General features: G+C 48.8%; 21 protein-coding genes and 1 tRNA gene. 12 read left to right on the top strand and 10 right to left on the bottom strand.

The genetic code is table 11. The features are described 5' to 3' along the window. Positions 1-82: 82 nt before the first annotated feature. The 4 genes from pstC (at position 83) to OMQ46_RS02720 (ending at position 3546) form a co-directional block, all read left to right on the top strand. Positions 83-1060: a phosphate ABC transporter permease subunit PstC gene (gene pstC, locus OMQ46_RS02705; RefSeq protein ID WP_266235630.1), complete on the top strand. Its 978-nt coding sequence runs from the start codon at positions 83-85 to the stop codon at positions 1058-1060. Continuing rightward, on the top strand, positions 1057-1956 hold the full coding sequence (pstA, locus tag OMQ46_RS02710; protein ID WP_266235632.1) for a phosphate ABC transporter permease PstA: 900 nt from the start codon (positions 1057-1059) through the stop codon (positions 1954-1956). The genes pstC and pstA overlap by 4 nt, the downstream gene beginning before the upstream one ends. A 12-nt stretch (positions 1957-1968) precedes the next feature. Then, positions 1969-2796: a phosphate ABC transporter ATP-binding protein PstB gene (gene pstB / locus OMQ46_RS02715; RefSeq protein ID WP_266235634.1), complete on the top strand. Its 828-nt coding sequence runs from the start codon at positions 1969-1971 to the stop codon at positions 2794-2796. A gap of 87 nt (positions 2797-2883) precedes the next feature. Then, the gene (locus OMQ46_RS02720) at positions 2884-3546 is read left to right on the top strand and encodes a hypothetical protein (protein ID WP_266235635.1); all 663 of its coding nucleotides are present in this window, start codon (positions 2884-2886) and stop codon (positions 3544-3546) included. Here OMQ46_RS02720 and OMQ46_RS02725 read toward each other — a convergent pair whose 3' ends face one another. The 6 genes from OMQ46_RS02725 to OMQ46_RS02750 all read right to left on the bottom strand — a co-directional run bounded on the left by OMQ46_RS02725 (position 3547) and on the right by OMQ46_RS02750 (position 11202). Next, entirely contained in the window at positions 3547-3846 is a 300-nt protein-coding gene (locus OMQ46_RS02725; protein ID WP_266235637.1) for a hypothetical protein, read from the bottom strand. A 333-nt stretch (positions 3847-4179) separates the two neighbouring features. Then, positions 4180-6399, bottom strand: coding sequence for an NADP-dependent isocitrate dehydrogenase (locus tag OMQ46_RS02730; RefSeq protein WP_266235639.1), 2220 nt, complete (start codon positions 6397-6399; stop codon positions 4180-4182). Between the two features lie 404 nt (positions 6400-6803). Then, positions 6804-7832, bottom strand: coding sequence for an ABC transporter ATP-binding protein (locus OMQ46_RS02735; protein ID WP_266235641.1), 1029 nt, complete (start codon positions 7830-7832; stop codon positions 6804-6806). Beyond that, positions 7829-9355 carry an ABC transporter permease gene (locus tag OMQ46_RS02740; protein WP_266235642.1) on the bottom strand — a complete coding sequence of 509 codons (1527 nt, stop codon included), beginning with the start codon at positions 9353-9355 and terminating at the stop codon, positions 7829-7831. The genes OMQ46_RS02735 and OMQ46_RS02740 overlap by 4 nt, the downstream gene beginning before the upstream one ends. After that, positions 9352-10389: an ABC transporter substrate-binding protein gene (locus OMQ46_RS02745; RefSeq protein ID WP_266235643.1), complete on the bottom strand. Its 1038-nt coding sequence runs from the start codon at positions 10387-10389 to the stop codon at positions 9352-9354. The genes OMQ46_RS02740 and OMQ46_RS02745 overlap by 4 nt, the downstream gene beginning before the upstream one ends. Further along, on the bottom strand, positions 10390-11202 hold the full coding sequence (locus OMQ46_RS02750) for a hypothetical protein (RefSeq protein ID WP_266235645.1): 813 nt from the start codon (positions 11200-11202) through the stop codon (positions 10390-10392). Between the two features lie 328 nt (positions 11203-11530). On the opposite strand from OMQ46_RS02750, the gene OMQ46_RS02755 reads away from it, so the two are divergent. The 5 genes from OMQ46_RS02755 (at position 11531) to OMQ46_RS02775 (ending at position 14364) form a co-directional block, all read left to right on the top strand. Further along, a complete protein-coding gene (locus OMQ46_RS02755; protein ID WP_266235647.1) occupies positions 11531-12274 on the top strand; it encodes a dienelactone hydrolase family protein in 744 nt (247 codons plus the stop codon). 129 nt (positions 12275-12403) lie between these two features. Next, positions 12404-12838, top strand: a complete 435-nt coding sequence (locus OMQ46_RS02760) for a chemotaxis protein (RefSeq protein ID WP_266235649.1) — start codon at positions 12404-12406, stop codon at positions 12836-12838. A 188-nt stretch (positions 12839-13026) separates the two neighbouring features. Then, positions 13027-13102 (top strand) — tRNA-Val (locus OMQ46_RS02765). Between the two features lie 168 nt (positions 13103-13270). Continuing rightward, positions 13271-13606, top strand: coding sequence for a hypothetical protein (locus OMQ46_RS02770; RefSeq protein WP_266235651.1), 336 nt, complete (start codon positions 13271-13273; stop codon positions 13604-13606). A 41-nt stretch (positions 13607-13647) separates the two neighbouring features. Next, on the top strand, positions 13648-14364 hold the full coding sequence (locus tag OMQ46_RS02775; RefSeq protein ID WP_266235653.1) for an SDR family NAD(P)-dependent oxidoreductase: 717 nt from the start codon (positions 13648-13650) through the stop codon (positions 14362-14364). Here the strand turns inward: OMQ46_RS02775 and OMQ46_RS02780 are convergent, their stop codons facing one another. Further along, the gene (locus tag OMQ46_RS02780) at positions 14365-15021 is read right to left on the bottom strand and encodes a tetratricopeptide repeat protein (protein ID WP_266235655.1); all 657 of its coding nucleotides are present in this window, start codon (positions 15019-15021) and stop codon (positions 14365-14367) included. Between the two features lie 215 nt (positions 15022-15236). After that, a complete protein-coding gene (gene mltF / locus OMQ46_RS02785) occupies positions 15237-16595 on the bottom strand; it encodes a membrane-bound lytic murein transglycosylase MltF (RefSeq protein ID WP_266235657.1) in 1359 nt (452 codons plus the stop codon). Between the two features lie 186 nt (positions 16596-16781). Here mltF and OMQ46_RS02790 point away from each other — a divergent pair, with 186 nt between their 5' ends. Then, positions 16782-17102 carry a hypothetical protein gene (locus OMQ46_RS02790; RefSeq protein ID WP_266235658.1) on the top strand — a complete coding sequence of 107 codons (321 nt, stop codon included), beginning with the start codon at positions 16782-16784 and terminating at the stop codon, positions 17100-17102. A gap of 247 nt (positions 17103-17349) precedes the next feature. On the opposite strand, the gene OMQ46_RS02795 is transcribed toward OMQ46_RS02790, so the two are convergent. Continuing rightward, on the bottom strand, positions 17350-18318 hold the full coding sequence (locus tag OMQ46_RS02795) for a response regulator (protein ID WP_266235660.1): 969 nt from the start codon (positions 18316-18318) through the stop codon (positions 17350-17352). Between the two features lie 127 nt (positions 18319-18445). Next, a complete protein-coding gene (locus OMQ46_RS02800; RefSeq protein ID WP_266235662.1) occupies positions 18446-19423 on the bottom strand; it encodes a LysR family transcriptional regulator in 978 nt (325 codons plus the stop codon). Positions 19424-19581: 158 nt separating this feature from the next. Between OMQ46_RS02800 and OMQ46_RS02805 the strand changes: the two genes are divergently transcribed. Both OMQ46_RS02805 and OMQ46_RS02810 read left to right on the top strand, forming a co-directional pair. Continuing rightward, entirely contained in the window at positions 19582-21156 is a 1575-nt protein-coding gene (locus OMQ46_RS02805; protein ID WP_266235664.1) for a methyl-accepting chemotaxis protein, read from the top strand. Positions 21157-21178: 22 nt separating this feature from the next. Then, positions 21179-23293 (top strand): putative bifunctional diguanylate cyclase/phosphodiesterase, encoded by a 2115-nt coding sequence (locus OMQ46_RS02810; RefSeq protein ID WP_266235666.1) that lies wholly within the window; start codon positions 21179-21181, stop codon positions 23291-23293. The last annotated feature ends 16 nt before the right edge of the window (positions 23294-23309 follow it).

Consider the following 23309-nt stretch of genomic DNA (forward strand, 5'->3'; position numbering starts at 1 on the left):
TGCTTTGGTTCAATGCTGCAAGCGCCTGACTGGTGCTTGCAGCATTTTGCTATCAATCTCCGTATCCTGAACAGGTCTTCTCATGGTCTACGATCCCTTTAAACCAGCCAGCAGCACGCGGACACTCTCTGCACCACCCTCTGCTTCTGACTACCTGAAAGATGCCATTTTCAGAGCCTTTGCTTACTTCTGTGCGCTTTCCATTCTGCTTCTTGTGGGCTACATCGTATTCGAGCTGGGCTCTCAAGCCATGCCCGCGATAAAAGCACACGGCCTCGGCTTTGTTACAGGCACCACATGGGACACCAACGAGCAAGTTTTCGGGGTACTACCGGAAATTTGGGGAACAATCTACAGCTCACTACTGGCCTTACTGATTGGCGGTGGGCTGGGTGTAGGCATTGCCATTTTCCTGACTCAGGGGTTTGTCCATGCCAAGATTGAAGTGACATTCAGAACCATCATTGAATTGCTGGCCGCCATTCCTTCTGTTGTCTACGGTTTATGGGGCATTTATGTACTCATCCCCTTACTCAGACCCGGTGCGGAATGGTTACATGAAAAACTGGGCTGGTTCCCCCTGTTTGGCACTGAACTGAGCGGCCCTGGCCTGGCACCGGCTGCCCTGGTGTTATCAATCATGATATTACCCACCGTCGCGGCTATCTCTGCTGATGCCTTCCGTCGGATTCCCTACAAAGTGAAAGAGGCGGCTTACGGCATGGGGGCGACGAAATGGGAAGTCATACTGAAAGTCATGCTGCCCACCGCCTCTTCGGGCATTTTAGCCGGTATGGTACTGGGTTTCGGCCGCGCTCTGGGTGAAACCATGGCACTGGCGATGCTGATTGGTAACGTCAATAACATCAGTGTTTCCCTGTTTGCGCCTGCCAATACCCTGGCCTCATTACTGGCCTCCACTTTCCCTGAAGCAGGCCAGTTGGAAATTCAGGCACTGATGTACGCCGCCCTGGTGCTACTGGTTATTACGTTTATCGTTAATGTCGCTGGGCTCGCAGTACAGCAATACACCATGCGTAAATTTGAGGGCAAAAAGTGAATCAACTCGACGAACAGGTCATGCCACCCCAATTCGATCTCCCCTCGCTGGAGAGGAATGCACTTGAGTGGCGGGCGCTGAAAAATACATTGTTGACAGGTTTGGTATGGGTACTCGCTGTCATTGCCAGTATCCCCCTGTTCTCTGTCATCTACATGCTGATTGTGGAAGGCGGTGCACGTCTTGATATGGAAGCAATCACCGCCCTGCCACCGGCCGGGTTTGAAATGGGCGGCGGTTTCGGTAACGCGATTGTCGGCACCCTGGTGATGGTGGGTATTGCTGCCGCTATCAGTATTCCTCTCGGCACCATGGCCGCCATCTACCTGGCCATACTCGACCCCAGCAGCAAGCTGGCCACGACTTCCCGCTTTCTGGCGAAAGTACTGACCGGCTTCCCTTCTATTCTGGCTGGTGTCTTCATTTATGCCGTACTGGTGGTGACTACCGGTACCTACTCGGCCTGGGCCGGTGGCGTGGCATTGGCGGTATTGATGCTGCCTACCGTGACCCTGGCTGCCGAAGAAGCCATGAAACAGGTACCGCAAAAGATGAAAGATGCGGCATTCGGTATGGGCTGTACCAATACACAGGTCATCCTGAAAGTCGTTTTACCTACAGGCCTGCCGGGTATTCTGACGGGCGTGATTCTGGCTGTAGCCGGGGCCGCCGGTGAATCTGCTCCATTACTGTTCACGGCGCTGTTCAGNAACTNCTACATGGCGGAACTGGCTGAGCCAACTGAATCTCTGTCAATTTTGATTTACAACTTCTCCGGTATGCCGTTTGACAATCAGATCGAGCTGGCCTGGGCCGCGTTCTTGGTACTGGTTATGATTGTACTGATATTCAATGTCCTGGCTCGCGTTGTCGGCAAAAGCAAATTTAAAGATTAGTCGAGGTTTAACATGAACAATCAATCCGAACTGGACACTTTTATCGCTGAAAAGTACGTGCCACAAGGCCCGGTCGTGCTGGACTGTCAGGTAAACAACATTTACTACGGCGACTTTCGTGCCGTGCGTGACACCAACATCCCGGTTGAAAAAAACAAAGTCACCGGTTTTATCGGCCCCTCCAGTTGCGGTAAAAGTACGGTGCTGAGAAGTATGAACAGAATGAATGATCTGATTGATTCGTTCAGGTTCGACGGTCAGATTCATTACCATAACCAGAATATCTACAGTAAAAAGGTCGATGCCGTTGTCGTCAGAAGATACATCGGCATGGTATTCCAGTTACCGAACCCGTTCTCGATGAGCATTTATGACAATGTCGCTTTCGGCTTGCGTCTGAACCGCTTTAAAGGTGACGAAGAAGAAATGGTTGTCAGAGCATTAGAGCGTGCTGCTATCTGGAACGATGTGAAAGACAAGCTCAATAACAGCGGACTGTCTTTGTCAGGTGGTCAGCAGCAGCGTTTGTGTATTGCCAGAGCTATCGCCACTGAGCCTGATGTCCTCTTGATGGATGAGCCCTGTTCTGCCCTGGACCCCATTGCCACACGTCAGATTGAAGAACTGATGATCGAGCTGAAACAGCACTATAGTGTCGCGCTGGTCACGCATAACATGCAGCAGGCGACCCGTGTTGCAGATGTGACGGCATTTATGGGCGTGGATATCTCTAAAGGCGGTCGCACCGGTCATCTGGTAGAGATGGGTGACACGCAACAGATTTTTGAAGATCCCAAGCAGAAATTGACTCAGGCTTATGTCCGGGGTGAGTTCAGCTAATTGATGATGAGTATGATTAAAACGGATGTTAATCAGACTCGGGCTGCAGTTACTTGTTTTATCACGGTGTCGGGGTAAGGCTTGATCATGACACCATCACGGTTAAACTTGGCTGAGATCCGATCTTCTCTGAACCGGACACAACAGCGGTTCCATCAAATCAATGCTACGCTGACTGTTAAAAAGACGCCCCCCTCGGATGAGGTCATCGCCAATCTCCTGTCGGGGTATGCCTTGATCGATCAGTTTATCGCTCAGGGCATTGAGCTGTTTGAGTACGGGAATTCGCATTACTTACTTGAGCTCAATCATACCGTGCTGTTTGAACATGCACCGGTGTCAGCGACTGAAGATGCCTCTCAGTTTGAAGCAACCGAAAGTTACTTCTACGAAAACCAGACAGCAGGTATCGGACAATTAATGGAGTGGCTGAATATTCACGACCACGACAGTGTCTGGAAGCAAGCTGCCGGCATTTTTACCTTTATGCTCAGTCAGCCACAGTTATTTCTCGAAGGCAATCACAGAACCGGCTCGCTGATCATGAGCTACGTGATGATGCAACAAGGTCATGCCCCTTTTGTTCTTACTGCAGAAAACGCCAAATTCTTCTTCGAACCGGCTGAGATGACAAAAAAACGCAGTAAAAATAATATTGTCGATGACTGGCTTTACCTGCCAAAGCAAACCAGAAAGTTTGCCGGCCTGTTGGAAAGTGAACAGAACAGGGACTTTGTGCTTGCTCTGTGACTAGTGGTAAGCATCAGTAGATTTTTTCTGCTTGAGCTCGCCACGATTTGATTCCAGTATCCGCTCAAACTTATCGGGGTCCTGTTTGAGGATATCGACGTATTCCTGAACCATTTGCTGCCAGCCCGCTCCTGCGTGAATAGAGAATTTTTCCAGGGCCACAATCAATAGCTTGGCGGCCACGCGTAACTCTTTTTTATCTGCTTCACCATACCAATTGACTAACTCGTTATAGAGCACTTCAATTTTCTCCAGTGGCGTAAATTCAATAGTCAAATCATCTGGTGATTGTGTTTTCATACGCTTCGTGCCTGCTGATTACAGTGTCTGAAATTATGCCTAGTGGATGTCGGCCTTATTGATTAAGCACCTGCCATTGACATTATCTACCCAAATCGTGTGCCCAGGGGCTGCCAGATCAATTTAATTTTGCGCCTGGCAATGCCCGAATCGCTGAGCAGATGCCTCAATTATGAAAACCCAGCTTTCCTAAAATAAGGCGTAAATATCTCATTATGACCGCAGTCAATGACGCTAATATGACAAGCTTGAATGATGACGCCAGTCAAACAGCATAAGCATAAAAAAAAAGCCCTCTACTGAGGGCTTTTCATCTGCCATTGGCTGTTGCTGTTAAATCAGTTTAGCCAGGATCTGGTTAAAGGTCTCGCTGGGACGCATGATATTGAGCATCTCGGCATCATCAGGCAGGTAGTAGCCGTCCATATCGACACTTTTTCCCTGCACCTTATTCAACTCATTAACGATCTGCGGTTCCTGATCAGACAATGCCTTGGCGATAGGCTCGAAAACTGTTTTCAGCTCGGCGTTATCCTCCTGCTCTGCCAGCGCCTGTGCCCAGTACATTGCCAGATAAAAATGGCTGCCACGATTATCCAGATCACCGGTTTTCTCTTTGGGTGATTTGTTTTCCTGAAGCAGTTTGCCAGTGGCTGCATCCAGCGTATCGGCCAGCACTTTAGCTTTGGCATTGTTCTGCGTGTTGGCCAGGTGTTCGAGCGATGCAGCCAGGGCCATCAGTTCACCCAGAGAATCCCAGCTCAGGTGATTTTCTTCCAGGAGTTGGCTCAGCAGTTTCGGTGCAGTGCCTCCGGCGCCGGTTTCAAACAGGCCGCCGCCTTTCATCAGTGGTACGACAGACAGCATCTTGGCTGAGGTACCGAACTCCAGAATCGGGAACAAATCTGTGTTGTAGTCACGTAGTACATTACCGGTTACCGAGATGGTATCTTCGCCCTTACGCATCCTGTCCAGGGTAATTTGCGTTGCGACCACCGGATCCAGAATCCGGATATCGAGCCCATCGGTGTCAAGATCGGGCAGGTACTGATGGACTTTGCTAATCAATTGAGCATCGTGAGCACGGTTCTGATCCAGCCAGAAAATCGCCGGGGTGTCAGACAGTCGTGAGCGATTCACGGCAAGTTTGATCCAGTCCTGAATCGGCTCGTCTTTGGTTTGACACATACGGAAAATATCACCCGCCGCCACATCAAATTCGAAGATGGTGTCACCATCCCGATCTGTCACTTTTATCACGCCTTCGGCTTGTGCCTGGAAGGTTTTGTCATGGGAGCCGTATTCTTCGGCTTTTTGGGCCATGAGGCCAACATTGGGCACAGTGCCCATGGTGACCGGATCCAATGCGCCTTTGGCTTTGCAGTCATCAATGACCGTTTTATAAACACCGGCATAACAGCGATCAGGAATCATTGCCAGCGTGTCTTTCTGCTCACCGTTTTTATCCCACATCTTACCGCCGGCACGAATCATCGCCGGCATGGAGGCATCCACAATCACATCAGACGGCACATGGAAGTTGGTAATACCTTTATTGGAATCAACCATGGCCAGACTGGGTTGCTCAGCGTAAATCTCTTCGATATCGGCTTCAATCCGGGCGCGGGTGTCAGCATCGACATTGTCCAGACGACTGTAAAGATCACCAAGACCATTATTGAAATTAACGCCTAACTCATCAAACAACGCGCCGTGTTTTGCAATCAGCTCCTTGAAATAGGTTTTCACGGCAAAGCCAAACAGAATCGGATCCGAGACCTTCATCATGGTGGCTTTCAGATGTAAAGACAGCAGTACATTGTCCTGCTTGGCTTTGGCGATAGCATCGGCATAAAAGGCCTGCAGACTGCTGGCTCGCATTCGGGTAGCATCGATTACTTCACCGGCCAGTACAGGAATGGATTGCTTGAGCACGGTTTCATTGCCGGCTTTGTCCACAAAGGTCACTTTATATTCATTGACCTTGCTCGATGTCACAGACTGTTCGCTGCCATAGAAATCATCTGCTTCCATATGGGCTACATCTGTCGCGGAATCAGCTTTCCACTCCCCCATAAAATGCGGGTTGCTGCGGGCATAGTTTTTCACTGCTGCCGGGGCCCGGCGGTCAGAATTACCTTCACGCAGGACTGGATTCACAGCAGAACCAAGCACTTTGGCGTAGCGATCTTTAATTTTCTGTTCTTCGTCGTTTTTCGGGCTGTCCGGATATTCCGGCAGATCATAACCCTTGGCCTTGAGTTCTTTGATCGCGGCTTTCAGCTGTGGAATAGACGCCGAGATATTCGGCAATTTGATGATATTGGTGTTGGGGTCCTGGGTGAGTTTGCCCAGTTCTGCCAAATGGTCAGGAATGCGCTGCGCTTCAGTCAGATTATCCGGGAAGTTGGCAATAATGCGACCCGCCAGTGAAATATCACTGATCTCAAAATCAATATCCGCCGGTTTGGTGTAAGCGCGGATGATAGGCAGCAACGAAAATGTCGCTGCAGCGGGTGATTCATCAACTTTAGTGTAGATAATTTTCGACATGCTAATTCCTATGTAACACCTTATCCAGACCGCAGAGACACTGAGACTCTGCAGCATTGCAGTTAACAGGTTTGTGATGTGGATTGTAATGGGCGCAGTGAAGTTAAGCTATGCGCCGCTCAATGGCGATTTATTATACCGATTCAGCCAGGCTTTGTTTGCCTGGTTTGGTAAAACGTTCAGGGCTGAGTCACTTTTCTGGGCTTGTAGATGTCTCGACTTCGCTCGTCATGACACCATTCTTGTCATGCCGACGAGTGGAGGCATATCTGAAAAGCGTTGAGATGTTTCGGCTCCGCTCAACATGACACCAGCCTTGTCATGCCGACGAATGGAGGCATCTGCAGGGTTTGTGTTGACGCAACTGCGCTTGATATAAACGCAACCGCTATCAAACTCACCAGCTACGAGGCCTGCTCCCCACGGGCAAAAACAGCCAGAGGATGCGTGGTAATGATGTGCATCATCACACGCTGGCCCGGCTCTGCGATGTTCTCATGACTGCAACGAATTTTGACCATAGCGCCAGTATCAGTTTTGATACCGTACAAGCGGGCACTCCCTTCATAACGGCTCCAGATGATCTCGCCATTACCGGTGTCATCCAATGTTAACGAGAGATCGTCCGGTCTGAGCAATAAGTCGACATCACCCTGCGCACCATTCACCGGTGCTGCCGGTGCATTACCCAATGCGGTGGCAACGATATTACTTGCCGCATCCAGCGTACCGGGCAGAAAACTGGCATCGCCCAGGAATCGGGCAACAAAGCGATTTTGTGGTTCGCTGAAACAGCGCTCCGGTGTGCCAATCTGTTCCAGCTTGCCGTCTTTGAGTACACCAATCCGATCGCCAACAGACAGGGCTTCTTCCTGATCATGGGTGACCCAGATAGCCGGTACACCGGCATCTTTCAGTGCGTGACGAATTTCCCAACGTAAATCGTCTTTCAGTGCCGCGTCCAGATTGGATAAGGGTTCATCCAGCAAAACAAAAGCCGGCTCATGCGCCAGTGTCCTTGCAAGAGCGACACGCTGTTTCTGGCCACCGGATAGATTCGCCGGTCTGGTATCCCGCCAGGGGCTCAACCCCAGCAGTTCAATCCACTGTTCCGCTTTGCTTTTGTCTTTGAGTTTGAAGCCGACATTTTCAATCACTGTCAGATGCGGAAATAAGGCAAAGTCCTGAAACACCATGCCGACCTGCCGTTTCTCAGGCGCAATCGTTTTGTTGGCCGTCACTGTTTGCGAGCCCAGCCTGATCGTGCCTTCCGAAATCGGAATCAGTCCCGCCAGTGCCTGGAGAATGGTGGTTTTGCCACACCCGGTGGGGCCGACCAGTGTCAACAACTCGGCATCACCCAGCGTGAAACTGAGGTTGTCGACAACTTTTTTCTGACCGTAATGGACAGAGACATTCTGCACTTCAATCATGAGAGAGAGGGTTCCTCTTCGATGACATCGGTCTGGTTCCAGCGCTCGCCATAAAACATGACGGCCAGAGCCAGAGCGGAGATCACGACTAATAACAGCCCGGGGATCGCTGCCTGCCCAAAATAGCCGGCTTCATAGACACGCCAAAGGTAAGTGGCCAACGTCTCAAAATCCAGCGGGCTCAGGATCAACGTTGCCGGTAATTCTCGCATGACCTCAAGGAATACCAAAGCGGCACCGGCAACGATGCCACGAATACTGAGCGGCAGTGTTATGCGACGGAAGGCCTCTTTGCGACAGGCCCCGAGCAATCTGGCTGCCTTCACCAGACTGGGATCAAGACGCTCAGAGGTAGAGCGAATCGACCCCACCGCGAGGGGTAAAAAGCGCATCACATAAGCCAGCACCAGCAGAGCCAGCGTCTGGTAAAGCAATGAGAGCTGCAGACCAACATAGACCAGGGCTGTGCCCATCACGATACCGGGTACCCCAAAACCGAGATAACTCACCCGCTCCATCAGTCGACCAAACTTACCGCTGATAGCCGCCTGGGCTACAGGCAAGGCAAAGATGACCGTTGCGATCGCCGCAAAAAACGCAGCATAGGCTGAGTTCCAGGCATAAACCAGCTCAAAGTTACCGGCGCCCTCCCGCCAAAGCCAGATAGCAAACACAGCCAGCGGCAGGATGATGGATAAGGCAATCACCGGCATGGTGGCCAGCAGCATGGCTGAGATACGAAGCCTGCCCGGCCATAACGTCAGCGATTTGCCCGGTCTTTCATGGGTTCCCTTCACGCGTGACTCCAGAAACAAAATCAGGCCGACGATTACCAGCAATTGTAGTGACAGCATCGCCGCCTGACTCAAACCGAAGCTGTTGTACTCGACATAAATCATGCGGGTAAAGGTATCCAGGCGCAGAATAGCTGGGGTACCAAAATCAGAAAGCGCATACATCGCAGCCAGGAGTGCACCGGCTGCAATGCCATTGGTGATTCGGGGCAACACGACTGACCACAAGCTGCTGAGCAAAGACATTCCCAATGTGCGGGCAGCGTAAACCAGACTGGCATCAAGACTCAGCAATGAGGCTCGCACGGTTAGCATCACAAAAGGATAGGTGTACAGCGCCATCACCACACTGGAACCTAACAAGCCATCAAAACTGGGGGTAGTCAGGCCGGTTAACTGTTCGATTTCGCCACCGGGACCGAAAGCCGCATAGAGCGTGAAAGCACCGATATAACTGGGGATAGCTAATGGTGCAGCCAGCACAACCAGCCAGAACTTACCCCAAGGCAGCCTGACATAGGCTGTGAGCAGTGCCAGCGGCACGCCAAGGAGTACCGCCCCGCCGGCAGTGAACAGCATCAAAGCCAGCGTATTGGTGAGAATCTCCAGATTACGGGCATCAAAAAACTGCGGGCTGTCTGCTGCCAGTGCTATCAATACCACCACCGGCATCACTGCAATCAACGCAATGATAAATGCCAGTGGATACGACGGGGACCATCGCTTCATAGCACCCCGACATTGCGCATCAGATCGATGGTAGGTCGCAGATCAGCCAGACGAGTCAGATCAATTTGCGGCGGATTGATGGTATTAAGTCTCGGCAGCCCTTCCGGTGGCATAACGCCATTGACCAGCGGAATCTCACAGGCCTCCTCGGCCAGATATGACTGAACTTCCCGGGTCAGCAGATAACGGATGAAATTAACCGGCAGCTCCCCTTCCCTAAGCGCCAGAATACCGGAAGCATTGACCAGACAGCCGGCATCATTATTGGTGAAAGCCAGATCCACATTGGCATCCGGTTTACCGGCTTTCAGGCGCAGCGAGTAATAATGATTGGCAAGACCGATATCGACTTCACCACGCTCTACCGCCATGACCACACCCAGTTCACCGGCAAATGTTTTGGCTTTCCTTTTCATGGCTTTCAGCCAGTCGGCAGTCACCTCATCTCCCTCGAGAATCCGCATCCCGGTGACAAAAGACTGAAATGCTGCATAAGCCGGTGCCCAGCCGATACTGAAGTCGGTATCAGGCAACGCCATAATATCCTGTGGGATTTTATCAACAGTCAGTCTTTCCGAATTGAAGGGAATGGTTCTGATTCGGCCCGTGATCGGCACCCAATCTGGAAACTGGAATTCCTCTCGCAGCTGGCCGGTCAGGTCACTGGGTAATGGTTGTGCAAGTTGGTCGGCGGTCACCATGCCCACCGCACCAGAGTCAACCGCCCAGAACAGGTCTGCACGACGCACCCCGGCTTTGGCTTCAGCCAGGATGGCATTGGTCAGTGAGGCGGTCGGTCCCCGTCGGATCTTCAGGTCCAGATCCGGGTTACGGTCCTCAATGGCTTTAATCACATTTTCATACAGACCACCCTCGCCACGTCCCAGGTAAAGCGTTAGTTCACCCTCCAGTTTGGGCAGTTCATCGACAGATAAGGCCCTGGCCGGATCGGCAAGCACCTGTCTGATATTGAGTGGCAAAGCCCCGGCAGCGGCGAGCGCTGCCAGAGTTTGTATGAATGTTCTGCGTTGCATTTAGAAAACGTCCTTTCTCTCTTGAGCAGATTGTTCCAGCAGCGCATGGGCTGTGTCGATTTTCCCTTTCATGCTGTCAACGACATCACGGACATCATCAAGGCTTTCATCATTCTGAATAGCCTGTGGCAGGATCACGTTGAAATCTTTTTCCAGATCTTCTACCAAGTCGGCATCCAGTGAAATCAACTCACCTTCGACACCTTCAAACAGATTCAGGTAAGTGTCGTGAACGATGCCCACGGCTTCTTTAGGCAATTTCTCAGCATATTTAGCCACGACGCGATCCAGACGGTTTTTGATGGCATCGAGCGCTTCCAGTGAGTTGGTCGGGTTTGCCTGCGTGGTAGCAACCTTCTCAGTCAGGCCTTTGTCCTGATACTGAGCGGCCAGTTTCACGGCACCGAGTGCCTGCCACAGTGACTGTTCCAGGAAGCGTTGTTGTTTCAGGATTTCTTCCATCGGGGCCTGCTCTTCCAACGCGCCTTTAACACCGAACAAGCCCTGCCAGATTGAGGCATAAACTGGTACGTAATTGGTTTCAATGGCCGAGTGGAATTTGACTTCTTCCCAGTATTCAACCAGTTGTTCAGGCTTGGCAGCTTCGACACCCCCTTCCTGATAGCGGTTAATCATGGCTTCCACTTTTGTACTGAGCCAGTTTACTTCTTCGCTGTAGGTGTCGATATTGTCAGACAGGTGATTAACATGCTCACCCACAGGGCCATTTGCAAATGTAACCGGCGTGGTAAACAGTAAGGCAGCACTCAGTAGTGTGATCAGGGGCTGGCGTTTGAACCGATTGCTTATCATCGTTTTATCTCCTGGAATTAGGATAAGTCAGTAAATTAAGGACACTCATGATAATGATACTCATTTCTATTATCAGGGTAAACCAGATACAACATTGTTTCGCATTCTCGACTAGTGCCCTACTTCAAACTCAAATCAGACATACTTGTCATGTTTGAGTTCACCCCCACCAACGCCTTCGGCCAGGACTTAAAGCGGCTTATTATGAAGCAAAAACACGCTTTCTCCTATCCTCGGACTATCACTGGCGACCACCCAATGCTGATGTGAATTAACCAGACAATGTACAATTGCTTCTTTTTTCTGAACTCAAAAGAAGCTGAACACTATGAAAATTCAAAGCGATTTTGTTGATCTGGATACCCCCACCGGGGTGATGCGAACCTATATTCACCGCCCGGTTGGCGACGGCAGTTACCCGGTCATTCTGTTCTATTCTGAAATTTTCCAGCAAACCGGCCCGATCGAGCGTGCAGCACGTCTGATGGCGAGTCACGGCTATGCCGTGCTGGTTCCAGAAGTCTTCCACGAATTAAATCCGATTGGCACCGTGTTGGGCTATGATGACGCCGGCCGGGATAAAGGTAATGCCGACAAAGAAGCCAAAGACGTTCAGGGCTATGATTCAGACAATGTCGCAATGATTGAGTACGTCAAAACCCAAGACTGGTTCAACGGCCACATTGGTGCGATGGGTTACTGCATCGGTGGTCATCTGGCATTCCGCGCCGCGCTGCAACCCGAAGTCAAGGGCACGGCCTGTTTTTACGCCACCGACCTGCATATCCAGAAGATTCCTAACAAGCCGGGGCAACACAGCATGGAACGACTGGATGATATCAAGGGTGAGCTGCTGATGATCTGGGGCAAGCAGGATAACCATGTGCCGAGAGAAGGTCTGGATAAAATCCACCAGCAATTGAATCAAACTGACATTACATTTACCTGGCATGAGTTCAATGCAGAGCATGCTTTTATGCGAGATGAAGGTGATGGCGGCCGCTACGATGCCCAGACCGCCATGATTGGTTACCAACTGGCACTGAACCTGTTTAGTCGCACGCTGCGATAGTTCAAAACTGGCTTTATTCAAGGGGAGTTACCTGTTTCAGGTCTCCCCTTTTTTATTTTGTTAACCAGTTCACATTATGAAACAGTTCACAAGTGCAAAATTCCTACATCAACTTGTGAGCGTAGAAAGATGACTCAGCAAAAGAAAACACCCTTGTTATTAAGTTGGCATAAGGAGTTCGAACAGGACAAAGAAATCATAGATGAACAGCACCGTGCCATTCTCGCCAGCATCAACTCCATCTATTACCTGTTTTTAAAGGGCGAGGATAACAATCTGATCAAGCATCTCATGATGCTCTATTCCCAACTGCAAATGCATTTCAAAACGGAGTTGCTCATACTGCGCCAGCATGAGTCACCATTGGTCAGCGATTATGAGCATCAAGCCGAGGCATTACTGACATCTTTGCTTGATATCTGTGATGTCAAAAACCTGGATCATCAAACACAGGCACTTTTCGAGCAGTTCAAGAAATGGTGGCAAGCCCATCTTCAGTTGCATCAGCAAATTACCCCCTACTTATTCAAATGGGATGGCGACTTCTGTCGGGTCGTCGCCTGATTCGCCCAGATAACGGGCCCTGGCTTCAGGAGCGTGATCTATCGCACTGAGTCGAAGCAGACCGCTTTTTTTAAAGTTCAAAGTCAATTTCGAGACAGCTAAGCACCTCTTTCTTCGTGGGTTTCCAAAAAAAACCAAACAAACGCTTCACATTCTCAAAAGATGTTGTAGAATGCCACGCTTTCTTGGGGTGCTTAGCTCAGCTGGGAGAGCATCGCCCTTACAAGGCGAGGGTCGGGGGTTCGATCCCCTCAGCACCCACCAAGAAACCTTCTTTTATACAACAGTGCCGCTGAACCTTTCAGCGCTGTAAAAACTTCCGGTGTTTCTCTTTAGCTATAAGACAGTCATTCTGTTTATTGCCAGCGTCCTGTTTGCCCGCCTCTCAGCAAACAAGCAAAATAGCCATGGTTATCAAAATTCTGGAAGCTTATGGAAAATAAAGCTGGCTCAGTCATGACCCTCTATCACTGGAATATTCTGATATTACCCAGTGAACAGGAAATTTTCGTCGGCTTGCGGCAACGTCCTGAAACGGTGCCACCTTTCAAACCCGCCGTTGATGAGGATGAATTACTGCCATTCACGCTCAGAAACAGCAGCCCGATAAAAGAGTTTGACGAGGCTCGCGGACTCGGCTTCACCGAATCCGGACGTCGCTACATCGTCATCGGCCAGCCGAGTGATCCAACCGGCATGATAAGAATGAGTGTGAGTCAGATGATGCCTGCTGAGGATATTCGCTGGAAATTCCCTTTCGCTGATTAACCACGACGTAAATTTCACCGGCACTGACACACAATGTCCTCATGAATTCTACACTCATCATCGGAAGTAACAGCCATATCGCCCGGGCCATTATTCGTCGTCTTCAAGAGGCTGAACCGTCTGAAAAGATTATCGCAGTCAGCCGTGGTCAGCAGCCTGCAGAGTTAGAGGGTGTCGACTGGTATCAGTCTGATTATTCCGAACCTTCAATCGCTGAGCTGGTAAAACGTTTCACGGATTCAGCGTTGACCTTCAACCGGGTTTTTATTTGCCTGGGGATATTACACGATCAAAAAGTCAGTCCTGAAAAGCGACTGGAAGAGCTCAATTCAGACGCGATACAACACGTCTTTCAGATCAACGCCATAACCCCGGCTCTTTGGCTGAAACAACTTCTGCCACTGTTGAAACAGGCAAGGGGCTGCAAAGTCACTATCTTCAGTGCCCGGGTAGGCAGCATTGGAGACAATCACCTGGGTGGCTGGTACAGCTACCGTGCCAGTAAAGCAGCACTGAATATGCTGCTCAAATCAACCGCTATCGAATACGCCAGACGGGCGCCTAATGTGAAACTACTGGCTTTTCATCCCGGCACAACCGACACGCCTTTATCGAGACCATTCAGTAAACAGGTGCCCGAACACAAACTGTTTCAGCCGGACTTTGTGGCAGAGCAGTTGCTTAAGATTCTTGAACAGCTTGAGCCGGACGGCGAATTATCTTTTCTCGATTGGCAGGGTCAACGTGTTGACTGGTAATTATTGACCGGTCATTTCGCTGAAGATCTGGCGCATGATGGCCGGATCCACATCTTCTTCCAGAATAGCTGAAACCTGCAGCAGCCCGATCTGTGCACGCAAGTGTTGTTTCAGAGCCGCACGATGGAAATAGTCACGGGATTTTTCAAAATCAGGACGTTGCCCTTCCGTCTGCATTATCGCTTCTGCCAGCAGGGTTTCTGCCAGTGTATTTTTTTCTGCAGCCGCTTCTTCAAGATAGGCTTTGGATTTATCAGGGTCTCTTTCAACCAGATCTGTTACAGGTAATTGAAAGTTTTCAACGTAATTCTGCATTTTGGGCGAGGGCACCATCACCATGTTGGATAACACTCTCCCTTCACCTTCCTCATTGGGCAAGCTATAGACCAGCCCCATTAATGTCTGTGAATGGACATTACCTTGCTCGGCGAGCGATTCGATTTGCTCCAGATCCTTTTCATCGATCTGAGTGACCAGGTCCATTGCGAACTTTTCATACTGATTGGGGTGTTGATCGGCATCAATGCCACCAGTGGTGAACAGTTCAATCGCCACGGGAATATTCAGGCTGGTTTGATTTTCCTCTGCATTGAGTTGTAGGGGTATCAGGCTTATCCCGAAAAACAATGTCAGCATCATTTTCTGGTGAATAGTCATAATTCCCTCTCTCTTGGTAACGAAATAAAGACAGGCTGAAACTTGAAAAAGTCCCTGATCCAATGAAAAGCTGGAAGGTGTGCTTCACCCACCCCATGAATGGTGATTTGTCATCATAAAAATTGAGCATCATTGAGGTGAGAGCCCCACTCTCCCCTAACCAAGCTCAATATGGATGCTGCCACAATATCAGCCACAAAGAATGAGGGTTGAAACTACTGCAATTCGTTTTCAAGAATATGCTGATACTCTCTGATACGCTGCACATAGCGGACCGGTTCAGTCCCCCTGGCGTAGCCGTATTTTAAGTTTTGATAGTACTTCTTCTGGGAGAGTAAAGGCAGCACCTGCTTCATATCATGCCACTCATAGGGGTTTAAATTGAGCTGCCTGGCCAGTGACTGTGCATCATGCATGTGACCTCTACCGATATTGTAAGCAGCGAGTCCGAGATAGAGTCTGTCGAGGTCTTTCACCCGGTCATCAAACCGCCCCATCATTCGTCTCAAATAGCGTGCGCCACCGATGATACTCTGTTTGGCATCAGTCCTATCCACCACATCCATGGCCTTGGCAGTATTTCTTGTCAACATCATGATGCCTTTGACACCAGTGGGTGAAACTGCGTCGGGGTCCCAGTGAGATTCCTGATATGCCTGGGCAATAAGAGTCAGATAAGGCAAGTCGTATCTGTCTGCCGCCACCCGGAAAAACTTTTTATAACGTGGCAAACGTTTGTCGACACGACGTTTCAGCACACTGACATCGACATAATCAAATTCTCTGAAGTAACCGAAGTAGCGGTCCCTCAGCTTGCTCATGGCTTTGCTTTTTTCAAACTCACTAAACCATTGTTTCAGCTCAGCCTGTAGCTTAGCTGCGCCAGCGGGCAGGTACAGTGCAACAGACTGTGATTCGGTCAGTTGCATCATGACGCGCAACTCAGGGAAATAACGTCGATTGATTTGCATGATTGTGGAATCGGCAACAGTGCAGTCCAGTTTCTGCTCAGCGACGTGCTCAAGTAACTCTTCAGTGGAGCGCTTCTCCGTCTCCTGCCATTCAAGCTGAGGATTCCTGTTCTGCTTGATTTCACTCAGCCTTTCCGAATAACTGCTGTCTGCCACAACGGTAATACTGACCTCAGAGAGCTCATCATAACCTTCAGGCTTGTAGCCATCCCGATGGCAAACAAGCACCTGATGAACGCTATCGTAAGTCGGTCCGGGAAGAAATTTCTGATTTCTTGATGGCAGAACTGTTAAGCCGGCCGCAGCCACATCCGCACTGCCGTTTTCCAGGGCATCAAAAATATCACCAATACTGTCTTTAACGATAAACTTTGGCTCTAGATTCAAAAATTCGCTGTATCGTTGCCCCATGTCATACTCAAAGCCTGTCGGCTCTTCATCGGTATTGATATACCAGGTGGTAGGTGAGTTACGAGTAACAACCCGGAGCTGTCCAGAACTTTTGATTTCCTCAAGCGTGCGTTGTTCTCCGCTTTGTGGAGACTCGCCGCAGCCGGTCAGCATGATAAACGGGATGAGTATGAATAATCTGAAGTGATGCATGGTGCTAACATGACATCAACAGTCTCGTATTTCCAGGCCGGCTCAAGCAGCTGAACACCCTAATTCATCGCCACAACTGGTTTTGGAGAGGTTTGTAAAATAATGACAGCCCACTAAACAGGCTTGTAAAAAACTCTGTTGCGCGCTACCTTCAGTATCAGGCTTCTCTTAAGAAGAGCAATAAAGATGACTACGCTTTCATTGTTAATTCTGACTGTCTCAAACCTGGCTTCAGCCCCAATTGAACGAAGCAATATCACGAGTTGCGCTTACCAGGCTGGTACCGCTTATGAGATTCAGCAGATCCGACAAAAAGAAGGACACAACTGGAAAGAATTTGAAGCCAATATCATGCAGATCTACAGTGAGTCCCAGGGCCGCAAAGATTTGCTCCTCATCGCCGAGCGCGTATTCATCCAGCCGGTCGAAACCGACGCCGATACCATACATGATCAGATTTTCAATGCCTGTGTGCAGCGTCAGCAAGGGACAGAACCCCTGATTTAAGCTCCTTATTTTAATTGTCTGCGATCCTAACTTTTTCAGCCTGATTTCTGTGCTCGTACTTTGCATAACGTCTATCAGTAATGAGAAAGTTAGTTCTTCAAAAGACTTGACGGACTGTAATCCCATATCACAGACATGATATCTGCTGATTTGAAATCGCATCAGAATTTTGAATTGTGCTCTCCGCTGTGGAGATCACACTATTGGTCAGGTTCCAGTGTGATGAAATAGTGGCGGGGAGAGAACCCTAGAGCTTACCCTGCGCCCGCCGGTAATCAGAAAAATCAACAACACGGGTATTGCGCTGTGCTGGAAGAGAAATTAACTCGGCGGTCTTGCCGTCAGCATGAAGATTACTGAGGATGATTTCTGTCTGTTGCAAGAGATTCTCGACCGGCGTCATGGCCTGTTCAGGTCTAATCACCAGCCCGGCTATCAAGGAAGAGGCCCCCTCTTCATCTTCGCTGGGATAATCGCGCATGATGGCCCTTTCAATACGTTGCATGAGGTTTTGATGACTATCAGCATCACTCTCTGCAAAAAATAGAAACTCGTCATCTCTGAATCTCACCACAACATCGCTCTGCCTCAAAATCTGAGCTAACTGATGAGCCAGTTGGATGTATATTTTGTCATGCACTTCATGCATAAAAGAACTGTGCTTTTCATGACTGAGCCGAACATGGCAATGAACCAGCAGTCCCTGCTTTTGTTTCTGCCGGGACAACCTTGACAGGGCTGAACTGATTGCCTTGAGTCCGGATTGGCGGTTCATAATCCCGGTAACGGCATCAATCTGCAGCTTTTCCTGCAACTTTTGATTAGCTACAAGCAACTCCAACTGGGTTTTTATCAGGCGTCGTCCCAGCCTGAGCTTGGCCTCCATGTCAATTCGATTGACTGGTTTTGAAATAAAATCGTCAGCCCCCGCATTGAGCGCTTCCGCCTCAGCATGTCGATCTGTATTGGCTGTCATCATCAGAATAAAGGGTTCAACCATCAGGTGCATACTTCGGATATGCTCACAAAGCGCTATACCGGTCACTTCCGGCATGAACCAGTCCATAACAATAATGTCCGGCGCCCCTGGTTTTTGAAGAATTTCCAGTGCTTCTGAAGCCGAGGAAACGGCTATTGGCCGATAATCGAGGCTTTCAACTATCTTCTGACAGATTAAAGAGTCGATTTCTGCATCATCAACAATCAACACTTTCATAGTATTTTGTTAACTGGTTCACATAAAACCACTATAGACCTGAATTGATAGGAAAACCAGTACCTTAAATTCACCTCTGAAGGTCAATCAGGTCGTTTTTTTAATCCATCCCAGCTTTGATCTGGTCTCAATCTAAAAGCATCTCTGTACTTTTATCCCCATGCTCAGTCGCCTGACTGCTTCGGCGCTTTGGACAGAGCATTTGCTGTATTTGTTGTTCGAAGACATTCAGCCATTCACCCTCGGCCTGTGGATGAGTGATAAAACTATACTTAATCCGGGGGGCCGGTGATGTCAGTGGTCTGAAACAGGTGCCTTTGAGACAGGCCGTTGCCATAGAATGGACAATAAAGGCAATTCCTGCACCGGCTGCCACAAAACCAATAGCAGCATGGCCAGACTGCGCTTCAACAATTTTTTTAGGGTAAAAGCCTGACTGCTCGCAATGTTGAATGATGTCGTCGAAAAGCATTGGATTCATTTGCCTGGGGAAGAGGATTAGTGTCTCCTTTGCCAGGGATGATAATGACACTTCTTTCATCATAGCGAGAAAATGGTTATCCGGTAGCATCAGACCTAAAGGTTCCGATCTGATATCAATTCGCTTTAACTTGGGATCTTCAGGCCGTGACATGATAAAGGCACCATGCAGATGCTGTTGTGTGACATCCTCAATCAACTTGTCCGTCATTGCTTCTGAAAACTCGAATTCACACGCAGGCAGTGCCTGTCTGACCTCTCTGATCAGACCAGGGAAGAAACTAGCCATCGCAGCACAGGTATAGCCAATCTTGATGGTTTCGGCTCCCTCCTCTCTGGTTTTCAATGAGGCGACGGTCTGCTGCAGCTGCTCCAGCACGATTGGCAGCGTGCTATATAAAGCCTTACCCGCGTTTGTCAGCACGACCGAATTTTTATCTCTGATAAACAACTTGCACTCCAAAGCAGCCTCAAGTTGAGCAATATGTTTCGATAATGCTGGCTGTGAAATGAATAGTGCTTCAGCGGCCCCCCTGAAGCTGAGTTTTTCAGCTACAGCAAGAAAAGACCTGAGTTGTTTCAGGTCAAATTTAAACTGATAACCCCGAGCAATCAGCTGATTCATATTTAGTATTAGACCTTTCCAGTAAATAGCTTATAACCTCGACTACGTCACATTTTTTCACCTTGTGAAAAAATGTTAACGAGAGGTTCCTGACACTTGCTTATCTCTGTGAACCCTTCTGCTGGAGATTAAGCGGCTGTTGAAATGTGAGGCCAGCCATGAAGATTAATGAACCAGTTACTCAGGTGGAAGAAAGTTATTCGAGTCAAGCCAATATTCTTTCCACCACAAATAGTAAGGGAATTATTAGCTATGTCAATAAAGACTTTATTGAAATCAGTGGGTTCACAGAAGCAGAGTTAATCGGAAAAAGTCACAATACCGTTCGTCATCCGGATATGCCTCCGGAGGCATTCTCCATGCTCTGGGGCAGGGTTAAGTCCGGCCAATCCTGGATGGGTCTGGTCAAAAACCGCTGCAAAAATGGAAACCATTATTGGGTGGATGCTTATGTCACCCCCACAGTCAGGGATAACGGAGAACTCGAATACCAATCCGTCAGACGGAAACCGTCACCTGAACGGGTAGAAAGAGCCCAACATCTATACCAAGGCCTTAGAGCAGGCAAAAAGATGAAAGCGCTCAAAAACAACTTATCTTTTCGAACAGTATTGATGCTTTGGGCCGGTTTACCCATCGTCTCCGCGCTGTTACTAAGTTTCTCTTTTCCTTTCCTCCCTCCTCTCTTATTAGTTTTTATCGCCCTTCTAATCTCAATAGCCGGCCTATGGCGCTCAAGTCAGGCTCTGAATGACTTGTTCAAGCATGCCGTCGAAATTGTTGATGATCCGGTTGCACGGTATGTTTATACCGGTCGGCAGGATGAAGTCGGCAATCTGATGCTCGCTATGCGCTTTCTGGAGTCAGAAACAGCCGGACTGGTTGGACGTATCGCGGATAGTGCAGGTGCAATGGGTCATAAAACACAGTCACTTGGAGACGCCATCATTGCCTCTAAAGGTTATGCCGAACAGCAGTTTAACGAGACTGAACAGGTTGCTACAGCGATCAATGAAATGGTGGCATCGATTCAGGAAGTATCCCAAAGTGCACAAAGTACCAGTTCGATGGCCAATGAGGGCTTACAGGCTGTTGAAAAAGGTCAGGCTGTCATCAACACCAGCACAGAAATCAACAAGCAGCTGCAGGAAAGCCTGGTCAATGCCTCAGACACTATTAAGGCACTGGAAAAAAGCAGTCAGAATATCGCCATTGTGCTGGATGTGATCAATGATATTTCCGAGCAAACAAACCTTCTGGCCCTTAATGCGGCAATTGAGGCTGCACGGGCCGGCGACGCGGGTCGTGGCTTTGCCGTAGTAGCAGATGAAGTCCGTTCTCTGGCCAGTCGAACCCGGTTATCGACCGAAGAAATTCGTAGCATGATGGAGCGTTTACAAGATGATGCCACCACGGCCGTGAAAGCCATGGAAAAAGGTATTAGTCACGCTGAGGTGAGCGCCAGGCAAGGTGAGGAGATTGTTGACGCTTTTAAACACATCATGCACACCATTGAAAATATCAATGATATGACGCGACAAATTGCAGCCGCTGTAGAACAACAAAGTCAGGTCTCTGAAGAAATCAACAAAAGTATTCACACCATCAGAGACTCTTCTGATCGTAATTATAAAGAAGCAGATAACACCGTGACCATCAGTGATCACATGAATCAAGTTATCTCAAACTTCAAAGAGCTGACGACACAGTTCTGGGCGAAACAAACCGACTGAAGGGAACGATAACGGTAATTGTATGCTCAACCTGAAAAATCACCCTGAGATTCTGGAAGAAATATTCAAACGCTCCCAGGAAGGGATTATCGTGACCGATGAAAAGGTCAACATGATTGCCTGTAATGACGCTTTTTGCCGAATCACCGGGTACAGTCGGAGTGAACTTCTGGGTAACAACCCGAGTATGCTCAGTTCAGGTAAGCATGATACCGATTTCTATGGGCGGATGTGGCAAACAATCCGAGAACAAGGCTGGTGGCAGGGAGAGGTTTGGAATCGTAATAAACACGGCGAGTTTTATGCAGAACTTCTGACAGTCAATCGTTTAAAACTCAGTGACGATCAGCCACCGATTTACATTGGAATGATGTCTGACATCACCAAAATGAAAGAGCATCATGCCACCCTGGAAAAACTCGCTCACTATGACTCCTTGACTAAGCTGCCCAATCGTAATCTGCTGGAAGACCGGTTTGATCGTGCTGTAGCCAAAAGTGATCGGATGCAGGAAATGCTGGCTGTGTGTTTTCTGGACCTGGATGATTTTAAACCCGTGAATGACACCTATGGTCATTACGTGGGCGATTTGTTGCTGATTGAATTAACACACCGGATAGAAAAAACCATACGCGAGCAGGATACTGCTTCACGCTATGGTGGCGATGAGTTTGTACTTTTACTTGGAGAGCTTCACAACCGGCAGGACTGCGAAAACCTGTTGCATAAAATTCTCAATGTATTGAGCCAGCCCTATGAAATTGAGGGCAATATTATCAATATCGGTGTTTCTATTGGTTATACTTTGTATCCCTTTGATCGTGGCTCACTCGAGTCCTTGATTGATCACGCCGATCAGACACTTTACAGAGTCAAGAACAGTGGTAAAAACAGCATCTCTATGTATGGCGATGCCAATCTGGTCAATCAAAATTCGCGACATAGCTTTAATCAACCTGAGGTACTCACAGCGATACATGAAGGTCAGTTAAGACTTCATTTTCAGCCCAAATTAAACATTGCCAACGGTGAATTGATCGGTTTTGAAGCACTGGTTCGTTGGCAGCACCCGGAAAAAGGGTTGTTAATGCCGCTGGAATTTCTTCCCTCGATCAATGAGTCAGAAGTTGAGATCAGTCTGGGCTTGTGGGTCATACATGAAGCGCTGACAGAGCTTCAAAGATGGCATGAGCATGGAATGAAAGTCACCGTCAGTGTCAATCTTTCTGCTTATCAACTTGCCCGCGGCAATTTTGTTGAAGCGTTGAGAAAGATTTGTCATGACTTTCCGGAATTGGATCTGAGTTATTTCCAAATAGAGATTCTTGAGAGCCATGCACTCGATGAGCTGTCTACAATCAAAAACGTCATACATGCCTGTAAAGAACAGCTCAATATCACAACAGCCCTGGATGACTTTGGTACAGGTTATTCCTCCCTGAGTCATATTCGAACGCTACCGATCAGCTCAGTAAAAATCGACCAGTCATTTGTTCGGAATATGCTCAATGACCCTAATGATTTCAAAATTGTCGAAAGCGTAATTTCTCTGGCGACTTCCTTCGATATTGATGTAATAGCCGAAGGCGTCGAATCTCTTAAGCATGGTCAGATCTTACTTTGCATGGGCTGTAAAATGGTGCAGGGTTATGCCATTTCCAGACCGATACCCGCTGATGAAGTACTGACCTGGTCTTGCGATTTCGTCGCCCCTGCTCTTTTGCTGGAAGAATATCGCAGCATCAGTTGTTTGAGAGTTTCCCAGCTTCGCTTATTTGCTCATTTTCTTGATGTTGAGGTGGAACACGCAAAACGTCGTATCCTGCCTTCGGATCCGCTGCGTCGGGCAGTTCGCCCCGATACTATTTTCAGCGAGAACAGCCACTGCCGCTTCTGGCTGAAAAAAGCGTTTCATGTACATTTCATAGAACATACTTTTCTGCACTATCTTGACCAGGAATACAGCCGACTTTCCTATCTGATCAGCAATTGTCTGACACTGCTGAAATGTGGTGATGAAAAAGATGCCGCTGATGACTTTCAGATAGCGGAAACCCAGTACCGCAAGTTACTTGATGTCATCGCTAAAAAGCTGGAACGCCTGAATCAGGATGCTGCAGTGAACACGGTGCATTGAGACATCAACAGTCAGC

This window comes from Methylophaga sp. OBS1 (assembly GCF_026319365.1).